This is a genomic window from Peribacillus simplex, from assembly GCF_030123325.1.
Lineage (GTDB): Bacteria > Bacillota > Bacilli > Bacillales > DSM-1321 > Peribacillus > Peribacillus simplex_D.
In genome coordinates this window covers 4,935,775-4,952,194 of the sequence record NZ_CP126106.1, presented here as the reverse complement: position 1 = coordinate 4,952,194, position 16,420 = coordinate 4,935,775, and the positions used below count along the sequence as shown (strand labels likewise).

Genomic DNA, 16,420 nt, shown 5'->3' with positions numbered 1-16,420 from the left:
TATTCCATCCATAAATTAGGGTCATCATAAATACCAAAATCGTTTTCTCTATCAATTTGAATAGGCTGTAAAGCTCCTTTAATAACATATCTGCCACTCTCAGGAAAACGCATACTTGTCCAGTCTTCCCACTGTTAAAATCATAGTTCCTTTAAAAAGAGTTTGTTTAGTCATCAATTATTCACCCTTTATCTTGTCCATATTTGAATATATGCAGGATAAAGGTAAACTAGCTTTCTATATTTTTCTTTTTGTAGAACTAACGAGTATTTTTGGAGATTTAAGCATAAAAAAACACTCATCTATAAAATGAGTGTCAGGAGGTCGAGGGTTAACACCGATATTCGGTGCTTTTTCTTACGACTAAGAGATCAGTAAATTATTTTACTTTAATGACTCCACATATGAATGAACCATTTCTGGGGTAACTAATTTACGAGTAGGTATTAGCCTTTGGTTTGCAAGAACATTGATTTGCATAGTGATTTGATTAATATGGTCTGTTGTAAAATCCTTTTCAGCCTTACATAATTCTATAGCTCCTTGAATATAATCTTCACGTTGTTGGTCTAATAGGGAAAATTTAGTAAAAAGTTGATTTTGTTTTTGAGCATGTAACGTAAGGGCTTTATGTACACTCATTGTCCTTCACTCCTATAATTTTTTCTATTTTTCTAATAGCTACTTCTATATTAACATCATCATTTTTTTAGCAATAGCAAAAACTATAAAAGATAAATCCAAAAGGTAGTTGTTTCACGCATCGGATGTGATTATGAATACGGACGAGTAAGCACCATTGATCAATCATTAGATTTACAGGAAGAGAAGTTAAAAGAATATGGCTGTGAGAAGATATTCATGGAGAAACAAAGTGGTGCTAAAAGTGATCGTGAGGAACTGATTAAGGCGTTAGACTTTTTAAGGGAAGGAGACAAGCTGGTTGTTTACAAAATAGACAGACTAGCTAGGAGTACATTTGATTTACAAAAGATTGCTAAGGAACTAGAGAACGGGGAATAGCTTTAGTATTCATCAAAGAACAGATTGATTTTAGTACACCATCTGGAAAGCTAATGTTTACTATGCTGGGGGCTATTGCTGAGTTTGAACGTGATTTAATCAAAGATAGGACCACTGAGGGACGTGAAAGGGCAAAAGCTAAAGGAACTCATATGGGACGTAAAGGAAAGGACGAGAAGGACGTTAAAAAGGCTTTGAAGCTGTTTCAGGAGAGAGAATCTAACGGATTAAGTTTAAATGAGATAGCTAAAATGACAGGCGTTCCACGTTCCACTATTTACGCTAAAGCGAAAGAGACGAGACTTTAATAGTGTTGGCTTTTTCTTTATGCACGGGTGCTTTACTTCATTACCAGGAGCTGATTAGCAACTCCTTTTCTTATGCCAACTATAGGGGCAGGATAGTTCAAGAGTGCATATGGAGTTGTTCAACAATTGGGCAAGATTGTCGGATAAATGACCACTAAAGAATTTGTATTTTTTTATATATAACCCAAACATAAAGGAAGTGGAATTGAGCATTAAATTTAAAAATTTTACCTTATTTATATATAATAATTAATGTTAAGTTTTTGTAGATATGGGGGAAAAAGGTTATGGTTAATTATATTTGTGAGACATGTGGAGTCCAATATGAAGGTTCTAAAGAAGTACCTAATCAATGTTTGATTTGCGGGGAAGAAAGACAATATGTTAGTCCTAAAGGGCAAACATGGACAACATTAGAAATGATGAAAAAAGATGGAATATTTAAAAATTCTATTAATCTTGACGAAGAGGGGTTATATAGCATAAATACTATTCCGAATTTTGGAATCGGACAAACTGCTTATCTAATAAAAGATAAGAATTTTAATTTATTATGGGACTGTATTACATATATTGATCAAGATACGATTACGCAAATTGAAGATTTAGGTGGAATTGATGCTATAGCGTTATCTCATCCTCACTATTTCTCTAGTCAAGTGGAGTGGGCCGAAGCTTTTGACGCTCCGATTTATATTCATGAAGATGAAAGAGACTGGGTAACGAGGCCAAGCGAAAAAATCATTTTCTGGTCTGGAGAATCGCTTGAATTACAGCATGGTGTCATACTTCAGAGAATTGGTGGACATTTTAAAGGCGGCACCGTTTTAGAATGGAAAAACGGATTCAGCCAGAACGGAATATTACTGACTGGGGATATCATTCGGATCGTTGCTGATCGCCAATGGGTAAGTTTTATGTATAGTTATCCAAACTTCATCCCAATGCCCAGTGTAACAGTAGAAAGAATCGCAAATCGGGTTAATGAATTTAAGTTTGGTCGGTTATATGACGCTTTTCACCGAGTAATTAAAGAAGAAGCCCATAACCAAGTTCAAAAATCTGCAACTAGGTACGTTAAAGCACTAAATGGAACATTGTTTACTACATAAAGCCTGATCGTTTATAAAAAAGTTTTATCAAAGGTCCTGTGTTGATGTGCAGGATTTTTTTGTTCAGCAATCGGGCGCTATTCTTTAATATGAATCGCTTTTCTTAATCAACTAACTTGGTGCGTTAGTTGATTAAGGAACACAATAAATGATCGATCTTTTTTATAAAAGAATAATCCATTAAATAGTATAAGGGCATGTGTGTTGATTCATCTTTTTTCAAAACATGCCCTTTCTATTTACTCATTTATCAAGGTTATTTGTATTAATTTGATCAAATTTTGTGGTGATCCTATGATCCATTCTTTTTTTTATTTTTGCTCTGTATAAATTAATCGCTCCTAAAGCTACAGATATTCCGGCCCAATATAGGGCTTGTTGATAACTGTTCAATAGATTAACGACTAATCCGAATAAAGAGGGTGCTATGACAATGAATAATTGATTTAATGTCAATGCTGAACTCACCGTTAAACCTATAAAACGTGAATCCGATTGTTCTGTGATACAAGCAATAAAAATGGAATACCAACCAATGGCTACAAAACCCAAAAGAAAACAAAATAATAGCATCAATATTTCCATTTCAACAGTCATGATGAGTGGCAGCATCACTGTAAGAATTACGGTAACAGCCATCACAATAAGCAATAATCTTTCCCTTATACCTTCAAAGAATTGATCACTCGCCCATGCGATGACTACCCGTCCAACCATACCACCTATTAAAACGACGCTTAAATATTTTCCTGCCTCTGCTAATGAATAGCTCCCTTCGTTATGCAAATAACTCATAAAATGCGCAATGATAATCATCTGTAATGACATCATCACAACACCCACTATATAAATCGGATATAACTCCTTATTATTTTTGATGACATTCATTTTCTCCTTGAACCCGACCGAGGTTGATCTCGTTCCACTCGTTCTTTCTGGTTCGTTATATAATAATAAGAAGATCAGCCCTCCCATTATTGCTACGATCCCTTGTACTACATGTACTGATGACAAATTGAAATGATAATATGTATAGGATAAAACTATAGAGGCTAGAGATCCTCCAATCGGTATTCCCGTCTGTCTTATCCCTAGAGCCAGACCTCTATGTTCGTTTGGAAACCATTTTACGATGGCCGTGCTTCCACCGGTTTGAGCGCTTCCGTACCATATACCGACCAACAATAATAAAAGCAGCAATACAATATAATCATTAACAAAAACTAGCGTTAAAGCTGAGAGGCCCAATAAAATGTTCCCCCACCCGATAATGTGTTTTTCCCCTTTTTTATCCATCAAGTAACCGAACGCCAGCATTGAAAACATCGGACCAATATTGACCGCTGAAACAATGAAGCCTGTTTGAAGTGGTGTTAAATTCCATTCAATTTGATAAAATGCAGCGATGGGTCCCATGCCATATGTCACAAAGGTTGCTGCAGTTTGGGATAACGTGGCCACCAATACGATTAACCATTTATAATATGTATGCATTAAGAAATTCTCCCCCTATGCTTGATGTATCGTTCAATAATAATTCGTTGGGATAAATTCTTATTTTTAGCTTCTAGCATTATCTAGTCTCCCTTACTTATTAAGCTAACTAGAGTTTACTCTGACTGCCCAGAAGCGTAAAATGGAGGAAAATGATAGGGTTCATAAATTTTTTTTATAGGGTGTGCCAACTATATGAACATCAAAGAAATAGCATTGAAAATTGAAATATTAAACCGTCAAAATTTAAGTAAGTCTGCAGAAATCACGAACTATACTCAATCCGCCCTTACGGCTAAAGTGAAAAAAATAGAGTCGGAAATTGGAAAACTTGTTTTTAAACGCACGCCCCAAGGATTGAAAATCACTAGCGTAGGAATACAATATAAAAACTATCTTCAACTTATTTCACAAGAGTACGAAGAATTTTTACAAAACATTGGTGCCATTCAAACTAACTCTAAAGTGGATTTTGGCACATCACATACAACCTTGAAAATCTATGGTGCCCATATCGCGAATACTTTGAATATGAACGACATTCAAATGGATGTGGATTTCGCCGTAGATTCCAGTAATGCCATAAACCAAAAAGTGCACAATTCCGAATTAGATTGTGCACTCATTAGTGAACCTATTAAGAAATATCCCGACTTAACTTATGACATCGTTGCAACTGAAACATTCGAGGTCATTTCAAGTAAGGACCATATCATCAATTTTGATTGGGAAACACCTATTACATTGCTCGTATTGAGTATAGGTTGTATGTATACAAGAGCTGTGACCGAATGGCTTATGAATAATCAAATACCATATAAATTAAAGGAAATAAAATCAATCAGCAGTATCCAAGATTTTTTGCAAATCAGCAATACCATTGCAGTATTGAATACTAAGCTTATAGATTTATATAACTATACAAACATTCACTATTACAAATTAAGCTTTAACAATGTCATTAATACCGTTTTCGTTTATAAGATGAACGACGGCGAACAGAACAATATCGTACAATTAAAAAATGTTCTGAAGACGATTGGTTAATTATAAAAAGGGTTTTATCTTTAGAGTTGCTTTGGCAGCTCTTTTTCGTGCGCCCGGCATGGGTGCAATCTATAGGGTGAAAGTCTCGAACCATGAAGGCAGTAGTAGTGGTTAGCTTAATGCAAGGGTGTCCGCGGTGACGTGGAATCTGAAGGAAGCAAGCGGCAAACCTCCGGTCTGAGGAACACGAACTTCATATAAGGATAGGTATCATTGGATGAGTTTGCGAAACAAAACAAAGTCCTTACTGCCGAAGGTGGTACAGAGTAAATGAAGCAGATAGATGGAGGGAAAGATTGCACTCTTACCCGGGGAGGTCTGATGACAGCCAAGTACACTTGGTAACCTGTCCAGTGATGGACAGCTGAATCATCAGAAGTCAGCAGAGGTCATAGTACTTGTCTACTCGAGAAGATAAGGAAGGACCGAACAGATTAAGGAGGATGAATACTGGGCGTTCGTTATCTGCGAAGAAGCAAACAATTCCTAACGGAACTTATTTGAGGGAAGAAGTGGTGAATACACGGGGAACTTCAAAAGGGCGGAGCAGATAAAGGCACAAATAGACCATTTATCCACGTAGAAAGGATATCAACGATGTTAATGGAACAGATACTAGAGAGGGAAAACTTAATACAGGCATTGAAGCGTGTAGAAAGAAATAAGGGAAGCCATGGTGTAGATGGAATGCCGCTTCAAAACCTGAGACCGCACCTCGTAACCGAATGGTACAACATGAAAACTGCCCTTTTACAGGGTACCTATCAACCGCAGCCCGTCCGTCGTATCGAAATCCCGAAACCAAACGGCGGAGTTCGGCTATTGAGTATTCCAACCGTTCTAGACCGTTTCATTCAACAAGCCATTGCTCAAATATTGACCAAGAAATATGACTCAACCTTTTCGGAGAATAGCTATGGATTTCGCCCTCATTGATACTCCGAACGTATTGAAGAATTTAGATTCATGGATTCGAAGAAGACTCAGGCTGTGCTTATGGAAGCAATGGAAATTGCCAAGAACGAGGGTGAGGAAACTCAAAGGATTAGGCGTCCCATTTGGAAAAGCATATGAATGGGGAAATAGCAGAAAGGGTTATTGGCGCATAGCGTATAGTCCTATTCTAGACAAAACCCTTAATAATGTTTATTGGCTCCATCATGGGTTAGTAAATCTATATGAACGATATACAAAACTACGCCAGACTTAAACTGAACCGCCGTATACCGAACGGTATGTATAGTGGTGTGAGAGGTCGGAGGCTAGGCGCCTCCTACTACTCGATTTTATTAAACTATCGGAGCAAATTAGAACAATAAGTCCTATGGTATAATTCTGCTAATAGTTGAGTTTTCGGGGGTAAGTCAATGAATAATCATGATTATTTTAATGATGAAAACTATACTGGTAATCACCTTCATGTAGATAAATGGAAATATGAGTTCACTCCATATATAGAAGCAATTGCTTGGGTAAGAAAAGACAGTTCAATGGACTTGTTTTTTAATGATTTCGCAGATAAGGAGTTTCAAGCGTTATTTAGTGATAAAGAATACTATTATAATGAACTTATGGGTGTATTTCTTGGTAATGTTAAAACCAATCAGAAAGTATTCAAAATGTTTCGTAATTGGGTTAATGGAGTGCTATACCCATTTAGGAAGAGAGCTAAATAGAAAAGAAAGGGTTTTTTCTCTCTTAATGGTTAGTTCTATTTATCATTGTATAAATGTAACCTCTTTACTAATTTCCATATTTTACACCTCCTATTTGGAGGTGAATGCGTTTACATTTAAATTTGCAATGATAACGTTGTAAAATTTCCTGTTTAAATAATCAACTATATTCACCTCTTAATTTACTAAACATATTGGTGTATAATAAATAAATCCATATAAAGACGGAGATGAATGCTTTGGTTACAATTACTGATATCGCGAAGCTTGCCGGAGTTGCTAAGAGTACAGTTTCACGTTATCTAAATAATGGTTCTGTTAGTGAGGCAACGAAAAATAAAATCGAACGTGTGATAAATGAAACCAGCTATGCTCCTAATGCCTTCGCTCAAAGTTTAAAAGCAAAGAAAACTAATATAATCGGTACCATCGTACCGAGACTTGATTCGTATGCTTCTTCTCATACGTTAATTGGCATTGATGAACAATTAAGAGAACTAAATTATCAAATGCTGATCTCAAATACCGGTCAGGATTTAGATCGGGAAATTGAAAATATTTACACACTGGCTAAGCAAAAGGTTGCGGGAATGATTTTGCTTCCATCCCAAGTTACAGACGCCCATTTAGAGGCCTTCAAAGAGCTGCACTTGCCCGTTTTACTGGTTGGTCAGCAGCATGAAACAATTCACAGCATCATACACAATGATTATGAAGCAGCATATGATCTCGGAAAACATGTGCTGGAAAAAGGTCACCGTAAGATTGCTTTTTTGGGCGTAACAGGAAAAGATATTGCTGTAGGAGTCATGCGAAAAAAAGGATTTCAGCGGGCGATAGATGAAAAATCAGACTGTGAAGTAAGGTATTATAAAACAAGCTTCAGCATAACAGATGCATTAATCAATGTCCCCTCTATTATTGAGGAATTCACTCCCTCTATTATCGTATGTGCAACTGATAATATAGCGATTGGTGCTTTGAAAGCAGCTTATTTAAGAGGTTTAAAAATCCCAGAAGACTTGTCGATCACTGGATTTGGAGGTTATGAAGTAACAGAGATGATACACCCAGGCATAACTACAGCGAAATTTTACTACAAAGAAGCAGGACAAATGGCAGCTAAAAGTATCGTAAAGCTTGTTAACGGGGAAGAATTACCAAAATTATCTCTATCAAAATATAAAATTATTGAAAGAGAAAGCGTTGACAATCGTTTACTACACCGATTATAATCAAAATGAAATCGGTTACCAAATATTCCCCTTCTAAAATGTAACCGGTTTCTGTGAATCAACTTGTTGATATTATATTTTTTTGGTTTATGCTGGAACCGGTTCCGTTGCTTAATATATTCATATATTTTTTTGAATTTAAACGGAACCGGTTCCAATTCAGCGTTTATAAACGTTTAAAAGGAGGATCATTATGAATTATAAAGAAGTATCCCAGGAAATATTGGAGGCAATCGGCGGGAAAGAAAATGTGGCGGCTGCAGCACACTGTGCGACTCGGCTCCGCTTAGCTTTACATGATGAAGATAAAGTCGATCAAGCAAAACTAGATGAGATGGATGCAGTAAAGGGAACATATTCAACTGGAGGACAATACCAGATTATTATCGGTGCGGGAACTGTTAATGAAGTATACAAAGAGTTTTCAAAGCTAACTGGACTTACTGAAATGTCGACGAAAGATGTAAAAGATGCTGGTTCGAAGAAAATGAATCCGCTTCAGCGCTTTGTAAAAATGCTTTCTGATATTTTTGTTCCTATTATTCCTGCAATTGTTGCCGGCGGTCTATTGATGGGGATTAACAACTTGCTCACAGCACCTGACTTATTTATCGCAGGGCAATCTATTGTCGAAGCTAACCCGGGATTCGCAGATTTAGCAGCTCTAATTAATACATTTGCCAACGCAGCATTCGTATTCCTTCCAATCTTAATCGGTTTCTCTGCCACACAGCGGTTTGGCGGAAATCCTTATCTGGGTGCTACACTTGGAATGCTAATGGTTCACCCTGACTTATTGAATGGTTGGGGATACGGAGGAGCCTTAGTAAGCGGTGAAATTCAGGTCTGGAATATTCTCGGATTTGAAATTGAAAAAATCGGATATCAAGGCACTGTGTTGCCGGTACTTGTTGCTTCCTTTATTTTAGCAAAAATAGAAACGTATTTGCGAAAAGTCATTCCTTCCGCACTAGACAATATTCTAACACCATTATTGACAATTTTTATTACTGGTATCTTAACGTTCACAGTAGTAGGACCGATTACTCGTGCTACAGGGAACTTATTAACAGACGGTCTCATCTTCTTATATGATGGAACTGGTTTTATCGGAGGAGCTATATTTGGACTTCTTTACGCACCAATCGTTATCACAGGTATGCATCATAGCTTTATTGCTGTAGAAACACAATTACTTTCTGATATTTCAAAAACTGGGGGCTCTTTTATTTTCGCAATTGCAGCAATGTCCAATATTGCTCAAGGTGCAGCAACCCTTGCAGTTACTTTCATTACGAAAGATAAAAAAACAAAAGGTACGGCATCTGCAGCGGGTATTTCGGCTCTTTTAGGGATTTCAGAACCTGCAATGTTCGGTGTTAACTTAAAACTGAAGTATCCATTTATTGGAGCAATTATAGGTTCAGGAGTGGCTTCTGCTTTCGTCACCTTCTTCAAAGTAAAGGCGATTGCACTTGGCGCTGCAGGTTTACCAGGGATTATTTCCATCAAAACAGATACAATTATCTTTTATATAATTGGTATGGCCATTTCCTTTGCTGTAGCCTTTATCGCAACATTCAGTTTAGCAAATCGGACAGATAAAAAAGTTGCTGCCCTTTCTCGAAAAGAAGCAGCCTAATTTATTAATATGAAAAGGGCTGTTCGAAACAAGGAACAGCCCTCTGATTTTTTAAAGGAGTCTGATCACATGGGATGGACAAAAGAACAGCGTTATCGCCGCGTTGAAGATGTTAATCAGGTAGAGCTACAAAATTTGCAAACAAGAGTAAATGAATGCACATGGCGACAAACCTTTCATATACAGCCTTTATCCGGCCTACTTAATGACCCTAATGGCTTCTCTTTTTATCATGGCGAGTACCATTTATTCTACCAATGGTTTCCACTTGGTCCTGTACATGGGTTGAAGTATTGGTATCATACGAAATCAAAAGATCTTGTTTCTTGGGAAAATGCCGGCATCGGGATCGCACCGGATGATTATTATGACAGCCATGGAGCCTATTCGGGAAGTGCTATTGAATATGAAGGAAAACTATATTTATTTTATACCGGCAACACCCGTGATGAGAATTGGCAAAGACATCCCTATCAATGTATCGCCATCATGGAGAAAACGGGACAAATTGAAAAATTGACCCATCCATTCATTCGGGACGTACCAGAAGGATATACTAATCATTTCCGCGACCCGAAAGTTTGGAGAGAAAATGATACCTTTTATGCAGTAATCGGTGCACAGCGGAAAGACAAAACAGGATGTGTCGTCCTTTATCGTTCCTCCAATCTAGTAAACTGGACATTTGAAGGAGAGTTACAAACTGACCTTGGAACTTTTGGATATATGTGGGAATGTCCAGATTATTTTGAACTGCAAAACTATGGTGTACTGATGTTTTCTCCACAAGGTTTGGAGCCCAAGGGAGACCTTTACCACAATATTTATCAATCCGGTTATGTTATTGGCAGCAAGCTAGATACAATAACCCACTCACTATCACATGGCTCTTTTCAGGAGCTTGACAGAGGCTTTGATTTTTATGCGCCGCAAACAATGGTTAATCCTGACGGAAGGCGTATCCTTGTCGGATGGATGGGCTTGCCTGAAATCGACCTACCCACAGACAAAAATGGCTGGGCGCATTGTTTAACACTGCCTAGAGAATTATCTGTTCGAAACGGCAAACTGATTCAGCGGCCAGTGCAGGAACTTCAAGCGCTACGCAGGCAGGAAACTGAAGTAAAAGGTGTTTTGAAGAACACCAAGAACATGTATGAAGATTTCAAAGGAGTATCCTATGAAATGGTATGTGAATTTGAAAACAACGATGCCGTTGAATTTGGTATTGAATTCAGGGCCGGTGATGATGAAAAAACGGTCATTAAATATGATACTGTAGAGAAAAAAGTCATTCTTGACCGCTCTTCTTCAGGTGAGACCGTTGGAGAAGCTTATGGAACAATCCGAAAATGCTTTGTGAATACCAAAAAAATTAAGTTTCATTTATTTGTAGATACCTCTTCTGTTGAGATTTTCATCAATGACGGTGAAGAAGTATTCACGAGCCGGATCTTCCCTCGTGAAAACAGAAATGAAATTCGTTTCTTTGCATTATCTGGAAGCACCACTTTTCAAGCAAAAAAATGGAGTTATGTATGAAAGCGAGAGGTAAGGTATGAGAAATTTATATGCAATCGGTGAAGTATTAATTGATTTTATCCCCCTTCAAAAAGGAATCGCACTAAAAGATGTAATGGAATTCGAGCGTGCTCCAGGAGGCGCTCCAGCGAATGTTGCTGTATCAGTTGCCAGAAATGGCGGCAATGCATCGATAATTACTAAGCTCGGAATGGATTCATTTGGGGACTTTCTTTTAGAACAATTGCAGCAAGCCGGCGTGAAAATAGATAAAATTACGAGAACGAATGAAGCCAACACAGGCCTTGCTTTTGTATCTTTGCTTGAAAATGGTGAACGTGATTTCTCTTTCTACCGCAATCCTTCTGCAGATTTGCTGCTTCATGAGACTGAAATTAACGATAGCTGGTTTGCAAACGGCGACCTCCTCCACTTCTGTTCAGTCGATTTAGTGGAAAGTCCTATGAAGCATGCACATGTGAAAGCCATTACTTCTGTAAAAGCAAAAGGCGGAATCATCAGCTTTGACCCAAATGTCCGCCTTCCGCTTTGGACTGATCCTGAAGAATGCCGGAAAACGATTTTAGAGTTTGTTCCAATGGTTCATATTGTGAAAATTTCTGATGAAGAGCTTGAGTTTATTACCGGGATTACTGACAAAGAAAAAGCAGTTTCTTCGTTATTTACTGGTGCTGTTAAAGCAGTAATTTATACAAAAGGAGCTCAAGGTGCTGAATTATATGTAAGAGGTAAAAAATACGAATCAACCGGGTATCGCGTAGGCGTACAGGATACAACAGGGGCTGGGGATGCATTTATCGGAGGCTTGCTGTATCAGTTATTAGAAAAAGACGTTCGGCAAGGAAATCTGGAAGAAGTTCTTGAACTTCATCACCAAGAAATCCTAAGCTTTGCAAATGCTAGTGGCGCTCTTACTACGACTGGAAAAGGAGCAATCTCTTCCATTCCGGCCAAAGAAGCGATTTATCAACTTCAGCAAATCGATCAATAATGGCGCCTGCCCTAAACGGAAAAGTACCGACCGATTGGCTTGCTAAGTTGATAAGGACCTATTAAAGGGCCTTGGAGCTGCAGGCGTTTTGGAGGTAGGAAATAACATCTAGGCAATTTTTGGACCGAAATCAGACTAGCTAAAAGAATAAATCAAAAAAGTGATTGCTTAAGAAATTTGCTGTTCAGCCAGAATATTAAAAATAATTGGAGGTATTACCTTGTTAAAAAACTTATTTGGAAAAAAAACAAAAATTTCGGAAATAAAATTAGTATCGCCAATTGAAGGAGAAATTTTAAAGCTTGAAGATGTACCGGATCCAGTTTTTTCACAGAAAATGATGGGAGATGGTATTGCTTTTTTTCCTATCGAAGGGAAGGTAGTGGCGCCGGCTGATGCAAAAGTCATCAATGTCTTCCCGACGAAGCATGCCATTGCATTGGAAACGGCAGAAGGGCTGGAAATATTGATTCATATTGGATTGGACACGGTTAACATGAAAGGAGAAGGGTTTTCCGTTTGTGTGGCAGAAGGTGACCAGGTTAAAGCAGGAGACATATTGGTCACCTACAGCCTTGAACTGGTAAAGGAAAAAGCATCAAGTACTATTACACCGATGATCATTACCAATGGAGACATTGTGACACATTTAGAGTATCACTATAGTGGACAATCTGTAGCCGGTAAAACGACCGTTCTGGTAGTTACCTTAAAATAGGAGAATGATTAAAATAGAAGAAACTCGTTAAAGAACTAAAGAACATATGACCAAGAGATGTCCACCCCCAGAAATGGGGTGTTTTTATTTTAACTAAGTAGGTATCATAACTTAACGGAATTGTGTTACTTTAGGGTGATAATTTTCACTTATTTTAAGTGCTATTTTGCACGTATATTATTACAGCAGTTTTCCGGGGCTACCATTTGGTGACCTTTTTGCTTAATGAACTAGGGGCAGGATAGTTCCATAAGAACTTTTTCATTTTACAAAGGGAAATTCAAATAAATTGAAGAATTGTATGATAACAAACGATCTAATATTTGGGGGATTTTTAATGCTAAAAGATTCGTGGTAACTTTTAAAAATGCGACAAAGGGTTTATTAAGATACTTATGGAATTACTGATGGATAGTATCTTTAGGGGGAAAGTATATGCAAACTTTGGAAAAAATAAGCGATCGATGTTGGTATCAAACACCTGTTTCAGAAACGGATAGACCTATTCTAGGAGTAGTGGTTGGAGATAACAGATCGTTAATGATTGATGCAGGAAATTCAGAAGCACATGCTAATTGTTTTCTTAAAGAGCTTAAAGAACAAGGTATTCCACTTCCAAGCATCGTTGTACTTACACATTGGCACTGGGATCATATTTTTGGTTTGTCTGCTTTGAATATGCTGTCTGTTGCTTCTATTCAAACGAAAGCTAAAATTAAGAATCTTGTTTCGTACGAATGGACAGATTCTGCTCTAGAAGAACGAGTGAAATCGGGATTGGAAATTGAATTTTGTGCCAATGCAATCAAAAAGGAATTTGGAAGTGAAAGAAATATTATCATTTCATTACCAGATTTAGCCTTTGAACAGAGAATGGAGCTTGATCTAGGAGGAGTATCTTGTCTTTTGCAGCATGTAGGTGGCAATCATTCTCCAGACTCTATCATTGTCTATATCAAAGAAGAAAAAATACTATTCCTTGGCGACTCTATTTATGCAGATATCTATTCAAACAAAAGGAATTATACGACTCAAAGTACGATTCAATTATTAGACACAATCGATCAATTTGATGCTGAAATCTATGTCCTATCCCACTGGAAGCCAATATCGAAGGATGAATATCAGAAAGAAGCAATACTATTAAGGACTGTAGCCACATTGACAGAACAATATGAGGGACGCTTTGAAGATATAAAGAAATCTTATCAACTCAAGCTAAAACGAGAGCTAAATGAAGAAGAGCTTGAAACAATTGGATACTTTGTGAACGGGTTCGAAATAAATAATTAGCTTAAGAGATCAGTGCTCAAGGTTTATAAGAATTCCTATTTAGTTAACGGTGGGCATTTTATAAAATTGGAGACGATGCCTTTCTTATAGAACCAACGGGTGCGATAGCTGAAGATAAGAGCTGTCTTTTTCTTTAAGGAACGATCGGGGCAGGTTAGTTTAAACAGCATAGTTTATTCGAACTGTGCAACATCATCATTTAAAAATTACTTTGGAATATTTTTTGATTTACTACGAATCCTAATTTTAGGAGGCGGTAAAAATGAAAAAGCAAGAAAAATCAAAAAATCTCGGCCAAAAAGCCGATTCAATGAATGCTTTGGATCAGGGGTTAAACTTGTTTCCACAAATAGTTAATAATGCCACTGGTATCGACAAGGGGAACGACGGTAAAATAAATAAAAATGATTAAGTTGAACGCCTCTTTTGGGGCGTTTTTCTATCTTTTCTAATGATCTTCCCCATCCTGCTCCCTCCTTCACTTGTCAACTCAACAATAAGTCTTATAGAAATAACGGGTCAGGTTAGTTTTATAAGGGAAGTTAATCTATGAAGAATAAGTGATAGACTAGAGAAGTTAGTAGTAAAAGTGAATGTCAATAAATTCAAATAGAGTAAAGGGAGCGATGCCTTAAAACTTTGCATTGCTCCCTTTTCATATGTTTAGATTGCTTTATATACGTGCCTTATTCAATCGTACTTAACGTAAATTCCCTCATAAATTGAAGGGGGAAAATCTCCGAGTTTAGATTGCCTTTCAGCAGGTCCATTTGTTCATATTGGAGGCTGTACAATTGTCCAATCAAGGTTACTTTTTCGTGTGATTTCATCTTTTCTTTATTTTCTAGATACGTTTTCACTTCTTTGCAGATCCTGATGTTCCATAATTGTTAATCGTTAATTTTACATTAAAGTTGACCGGGGTTTCACTGAATGTTTGGTCCCAATCCTTTTTGACCTTCTTCCATACTTTGGGGTTCTCAATTCTCAATTGATTTCCGAAGCCCGCAACGTCCACTTGGTATTCTTTTTGCATTTTTTCTACTACATTCTTCACCAAGCGTTTCACTTCTTTTTCAGAGGATTTTTCTGCTTTTTTTAGAAATTCATTTTTAAAAGTATCTCCCGGAACCACCCAGGTTTCAGATAGCCTTCCCTCTGATTCAATGTTTACATCAAAAGAGATGTTGTTTCCGTTAACTTGAGGTTTAATTCTGCTTTTCATGGACTCTATCTCATACACAATCTGCTGACCAGTCTCTTTATCATAGCTTTTCACTACACCGCCTTTACCCTTGCCTGTTATCCACGTTACGCCATCCAGTTCTTCCTCATTCAAAACACCGGTCATTTTGTGGGTTTTTCCATCGATAACGGCGGCTCCCGCAAGTTTGACTTGCCCATTCACTGATAATACTTTTTGCAACAGAAAACTAGATCCTGAATGGAGCATGCTCTGTACTTTAATTTGCGGCATAGGGGGTAAAATCCTCGTTGTTCGATAGGCATTTTCTATAATATCAACCAGGCGAAACGATGGAATCTCTCCTGCTGTCTTTGTTTCCAGTGTCTTGCTTGCTTTTCCTTTACTAATGAGCACAAGACAGCTTGGTCTAATTTCATTATCACGAAGAACTTGATTAAGTAAATTTTCCAATTTAAACGATTTTGCAAGATCTTCACCTATGACAATCACTTTCATATGATTACTTGTTATGGGATTTTCAACTTTTAATGAGAGTTCACGAATCATCTGATGGACGGAATCTCCAGTTTCGGAAACATTCATATAAGATTTTTGCTGTGGTCCGGCTTGTTTAGTTGTTGAACTCGCAACTTCTGGAGTGATAAATTGATAGGTTGAAGTAATCAGGTCTTCTTTTGAATAATATCCTTCCTTTTGTTCATTAAACTCTTTCTCAATGATGGACTCCTTGCCTTTATCGAAGGCCAAACCTATACCTAAACTTTGCTCTTCAATTTCACGAGTGCTCCAACATCCTGTAAGAGATAAGAATAAGAGAATGGAGAGTGAAAGGAAGAGGGGCCGTATATTGATTTGTGATTGTTTCATACTTTCCTCTTTTACTCTTGAGATAATAAGCAGGGGTAGCGGGATTGAACCGAATAACAACAATGCGCCATGGCCGACGGAATCTCCGGGTATTAAAAGGTCATTGATATTTTTTTGTATCATGGCAATCATATATAAAATCGAAGCAAACCATGGATACATGTATGAATGCTCTTTTTTGAAAGTAATAAATCGACATGATTTATAATGTGCTGTTTCAAAGAATAGTATGCATGAAGTAATGAAAGTATTTATTTACAAAAAA

Annotated in this window: 13 protein-coding genes and 2 pseudogenes; 12 read left to right on the top strand and 3 right to left on the bottom strand. The window is 37.4% G+C overall.

All coding sequences use genetic code 11. The features are described 5' to 3' along the window. Window positions 1-384: 384 nt before the first annotated feature. Entirely contained in the window at window positions 385-642 is a 258-nt protein-coding gene (locus QNH43_RS23615; protein ID WP_057277283.1) for a DUF2533 family protein, read from the bottom strand. A gap of 120 nt (window positions 643-762) precedes the next feature. Here QNH43_RS23615 and QNH43_RS23610 point away from each other — a divergent pair. Both QNH43_RS23610 and QNH43_RS23605 read left to right on the top strand, forming a co-directional pair. Next, window positions 763-1,331: pseudogene (locus tag QNH43_RS23610) on the top strand (recombinase family protein). Window positions 1,332-1,618: 287 nt separating this feature from the next. After that, the gene (locus QNH43_RS23605; RefSeq protein ID WP_283915932.1) at window positions 1,619-2,443 is read left to right on the top strand and encodes an MBL fold metallo-hydrolase; all 825 of its coding nucleotides are present in this window, start codon (window positions 1,619-1,621) and stop codon (window positions 2,441-2,443) included. A gap of 243 nt (window positions 2,444-2,686) precedes the next feature. Here QNH43_RS23605 and QNH43_RS23600 read toward each other — a convergent pair whose 3' ends face one another. Next, complete coding sequence (locus QNH43_RS23600) at window positions 2,687-3,937, bottom strand: MFS transporter (RefSeq protein ID WP_283915931.1); 1,251 nt, start codon at window positions 3,935-3,937, stop codon at window positions 2,687-2,689. A gap of 195 nt (window positions 3,938-4,132) precedes the next feature. Here QNH43_RS23600 and QNH43_RS23595 point away from each other — a divergent pair, with 195 nt between their 5' ends. The 10 genes and pseudogenes from QNH43_RS23595 to QNH43_RS23550 all read left to right on the top strand — a co-directional run bounded on the left by QNH43_RS23595 (window position 4,133) and on the right by QNH43_RS23550 (window position 14,493). Further along, window positions 4,133-4,984, top strand: coding sequence for a LysR family transcriptional regulator (locus tag QNH43_RS23595; RefSeq protein WP_096340395.1), 852 nt, complete (start codon window positions 4,133-4,135; stop codon window positions 4,982-4,984). 597 nt (window positions 4,985-5,581) lie between these two features. Further along, window positions 5,582-6,194, top strand: a pseudogene (locus QNH43_RS23590) (group II intron maturase-specific domain-containing protein). Window positions 6,195-6,351: 157 nt separating this feature from the next. After that, window positions 6,352-6,660 carry a hypothetical protein gene (locus tag QNH43_RS23585; protein WP_283915930.1) on the top strand — a complete coding sequence of 103 codons (309 nt, stop codon included), beginning with the start codon at window positions 6,352-6,354 and terminating at the stop codon, window positions 6,658-6,660. 239 nt (window positions 6,661-6,899) lie between these two features. After that, window positions 6,900-7,895: a LacI family DNA-binding transcriptional regulator gene (locus QNH43_RS23580; RefSeq protein WP_278089712.1), complete on the top strand. Its 996-nt coding sequence runs from the start codon at window positions 6,900-6,902 to the stop codon at window positions 7,893-7,895. Between the two features lie 193 nt (window positions 7,896-8,088). Continuing rightward, window positions 8,089-9,537 (top strand): sucrose-specific PTS transporter subunit IIBC, encoded by a 1,449-nt coding sequence (locus QNH43_RS23575; RefSeq protein ID WP_230162691.1) that lies wholly within the window; start codon window positions 8,089-8,091, stop codon window positions 9,535-9,537. A gap of 69 nt (window positions 9,538-9,606) precedes the next feature. Further along, window positions 9,607-11,079 carry a sucrose-6-phosphate hydrolase gene (locus QNH43_RS23570; protein WP_283915929.1) on the top strand — a complete coding sequence of 491 codons (1,473 nt, stop codon included), beginning with the start codon at window positions 9,607-9,609 and terminating at the stop codon, window positions 11,077-11,079. Window positions 11,080-11,095: 16 nt separating this feature from the next. Beyond that, the gene (locus QNH43_RS23565) at window positions 11,096-12,070 is read left to right on the top strand and encodes a carbohydrate kinase family protein (RefSeq protein WP_057277268.1); all 975 of its coding nucleotides are present in this window, start codon (window positions 11,096-11,098) and stop codon (window positions 12,068-12,070) included. Window positions 12,071-12,290: 220 nt separating this feature from the next. Further along, window positions 12,291-12,788: a PTS sugar transporter subunit IIA gene (locus QNH43_RS23560; RefSeq protein ID WP_054397421.1), complete on the top strand. Its 498-nt coding sequence runs from the start codon at window positions 12,291-12,293 to the stop codon at window positions 12,786-12,788. A gap of 435 nt (window positions 12,789-13,223) precedes the next feature. Beyond that, window positions 13,224-14,081, top strand: coding sequence for an MBL fold metallo-hydrolase (locus QNH43_RS23555; RefSeq protein ID WP_283915928.1), 858 nt, complete (start codon window positions 13,224-13,226; stop codon window positions 14,079-14,081). A gap of 262 nt (window positions 14,082-14,343) precedes the next feature. Continuing rightward, window positions 14,344-14,493 carry a hypothetical protein gene (locus QNH43_RS23550; protein ID WP_167555960.1) on the top strand — a complete coding sequence of 50 codons (150 nt, stop codon included), beginning with the start codon at window positions 14,344-14,346 and terminating at the stop codon, window positions 14,491-14,493. Window positions 14,494-14,937: 444 nt separating this feature from the next. Here QNH43_RS23550 and QNH43_RS23545 read toward each other — a convergent pair whose 3' ends face one another. Next, the gene (locus QNH43_RS23545) at window positions 14,938-16,155 is read right to left on the bottom strand and encodes a Ger(x)C family spore germination protein (RefSeq protein WP_283918438.1); all 1,218 of its coding nucleotides are present in this window, start codon (window positions 16,153-16,155) and stop codon (window positions 14,938-14,940) included. Between the last annotated feature and the right edge of the window lie 265 nt (window positions 16,156-16,420).

Bases quoted from the DNA above. Each gene is read 5' to 3' on its own strand.
- QNH43_RS23555 (WP_283915928.1), top strand. From the start codon at position 13,224: ATGCAAACTTTGGAAAAAATAAGCGATCGATGTTGGTATCAAACACCT.
- QNH43_RS23570 (WP_283915929.1), top strand. From the start codon at position 9,607: ATGGGATGGACAAAAGAACAGCGTTATCGCCGCGTTGAAGATGTTAAT.
- QNH43_RS23600 (WP_283915931.1), bottom strand. From the start codon at position 3,937: ATGCATACATATTATAAATGGTTAATCGTATTGGTGGCCACGTTATCC.
- QNH43_RS23585 (WP_283915930.1), top strand. From the start codon at position 6,352: ATGAATAATCATGATTATTTTAATGATGAAAACTATACTGGTAATCAC.
- QNH43_RS23595 (WP_096340395.1), top strand. From the start codon at position 4,133: ATGAACATCAAAGAAATAGCATTGAAAATTGAAATATTAAACCGTCAA.
- QNH43_RS23605 (WP_283915932.1), top strand. From the start codon at position 1,619: ATGGTTAATTATATTTGTGAGACATGTGGAGTCCAATATGAAGGTTCT.
- QNH43_RS23550 (WP_167555960.1), top strand. From the start codon at position 14,344: ATGAAAAAGCAAGAAAAATCAAAAAATCTCGGCCAAAAAGCCGATTCA.
- QNH43_RS23545 (WP_283918438.1), bottom strand. From the start codon at position 16,155: ATGAAACAATCACAAATCAATATACGGCCCCTCTTCCTTTCACTCTCC.
- QNH43_RS23575 (WP_230162691.1), top strand. From the start codon at position 8,089: ATGAATTATAAAGAAGTATCCCAGGAAATATTGGAGGCAATCGGCGGG.
- QNH43_RS23615 (WP_057277283.1), bottom strand. From the start codon at position 642: ATGAGTGTACATAAAGCCCTTACGTTACATGCTCAAAAACAAAATCAA.
- QNH43_RS23565 (WP_057277268.1), top strand. From the start codon at position 11,096: ATGAGAAATTTATATGCAATCGGTGAAGTATTAATTGATTTTATCCCC.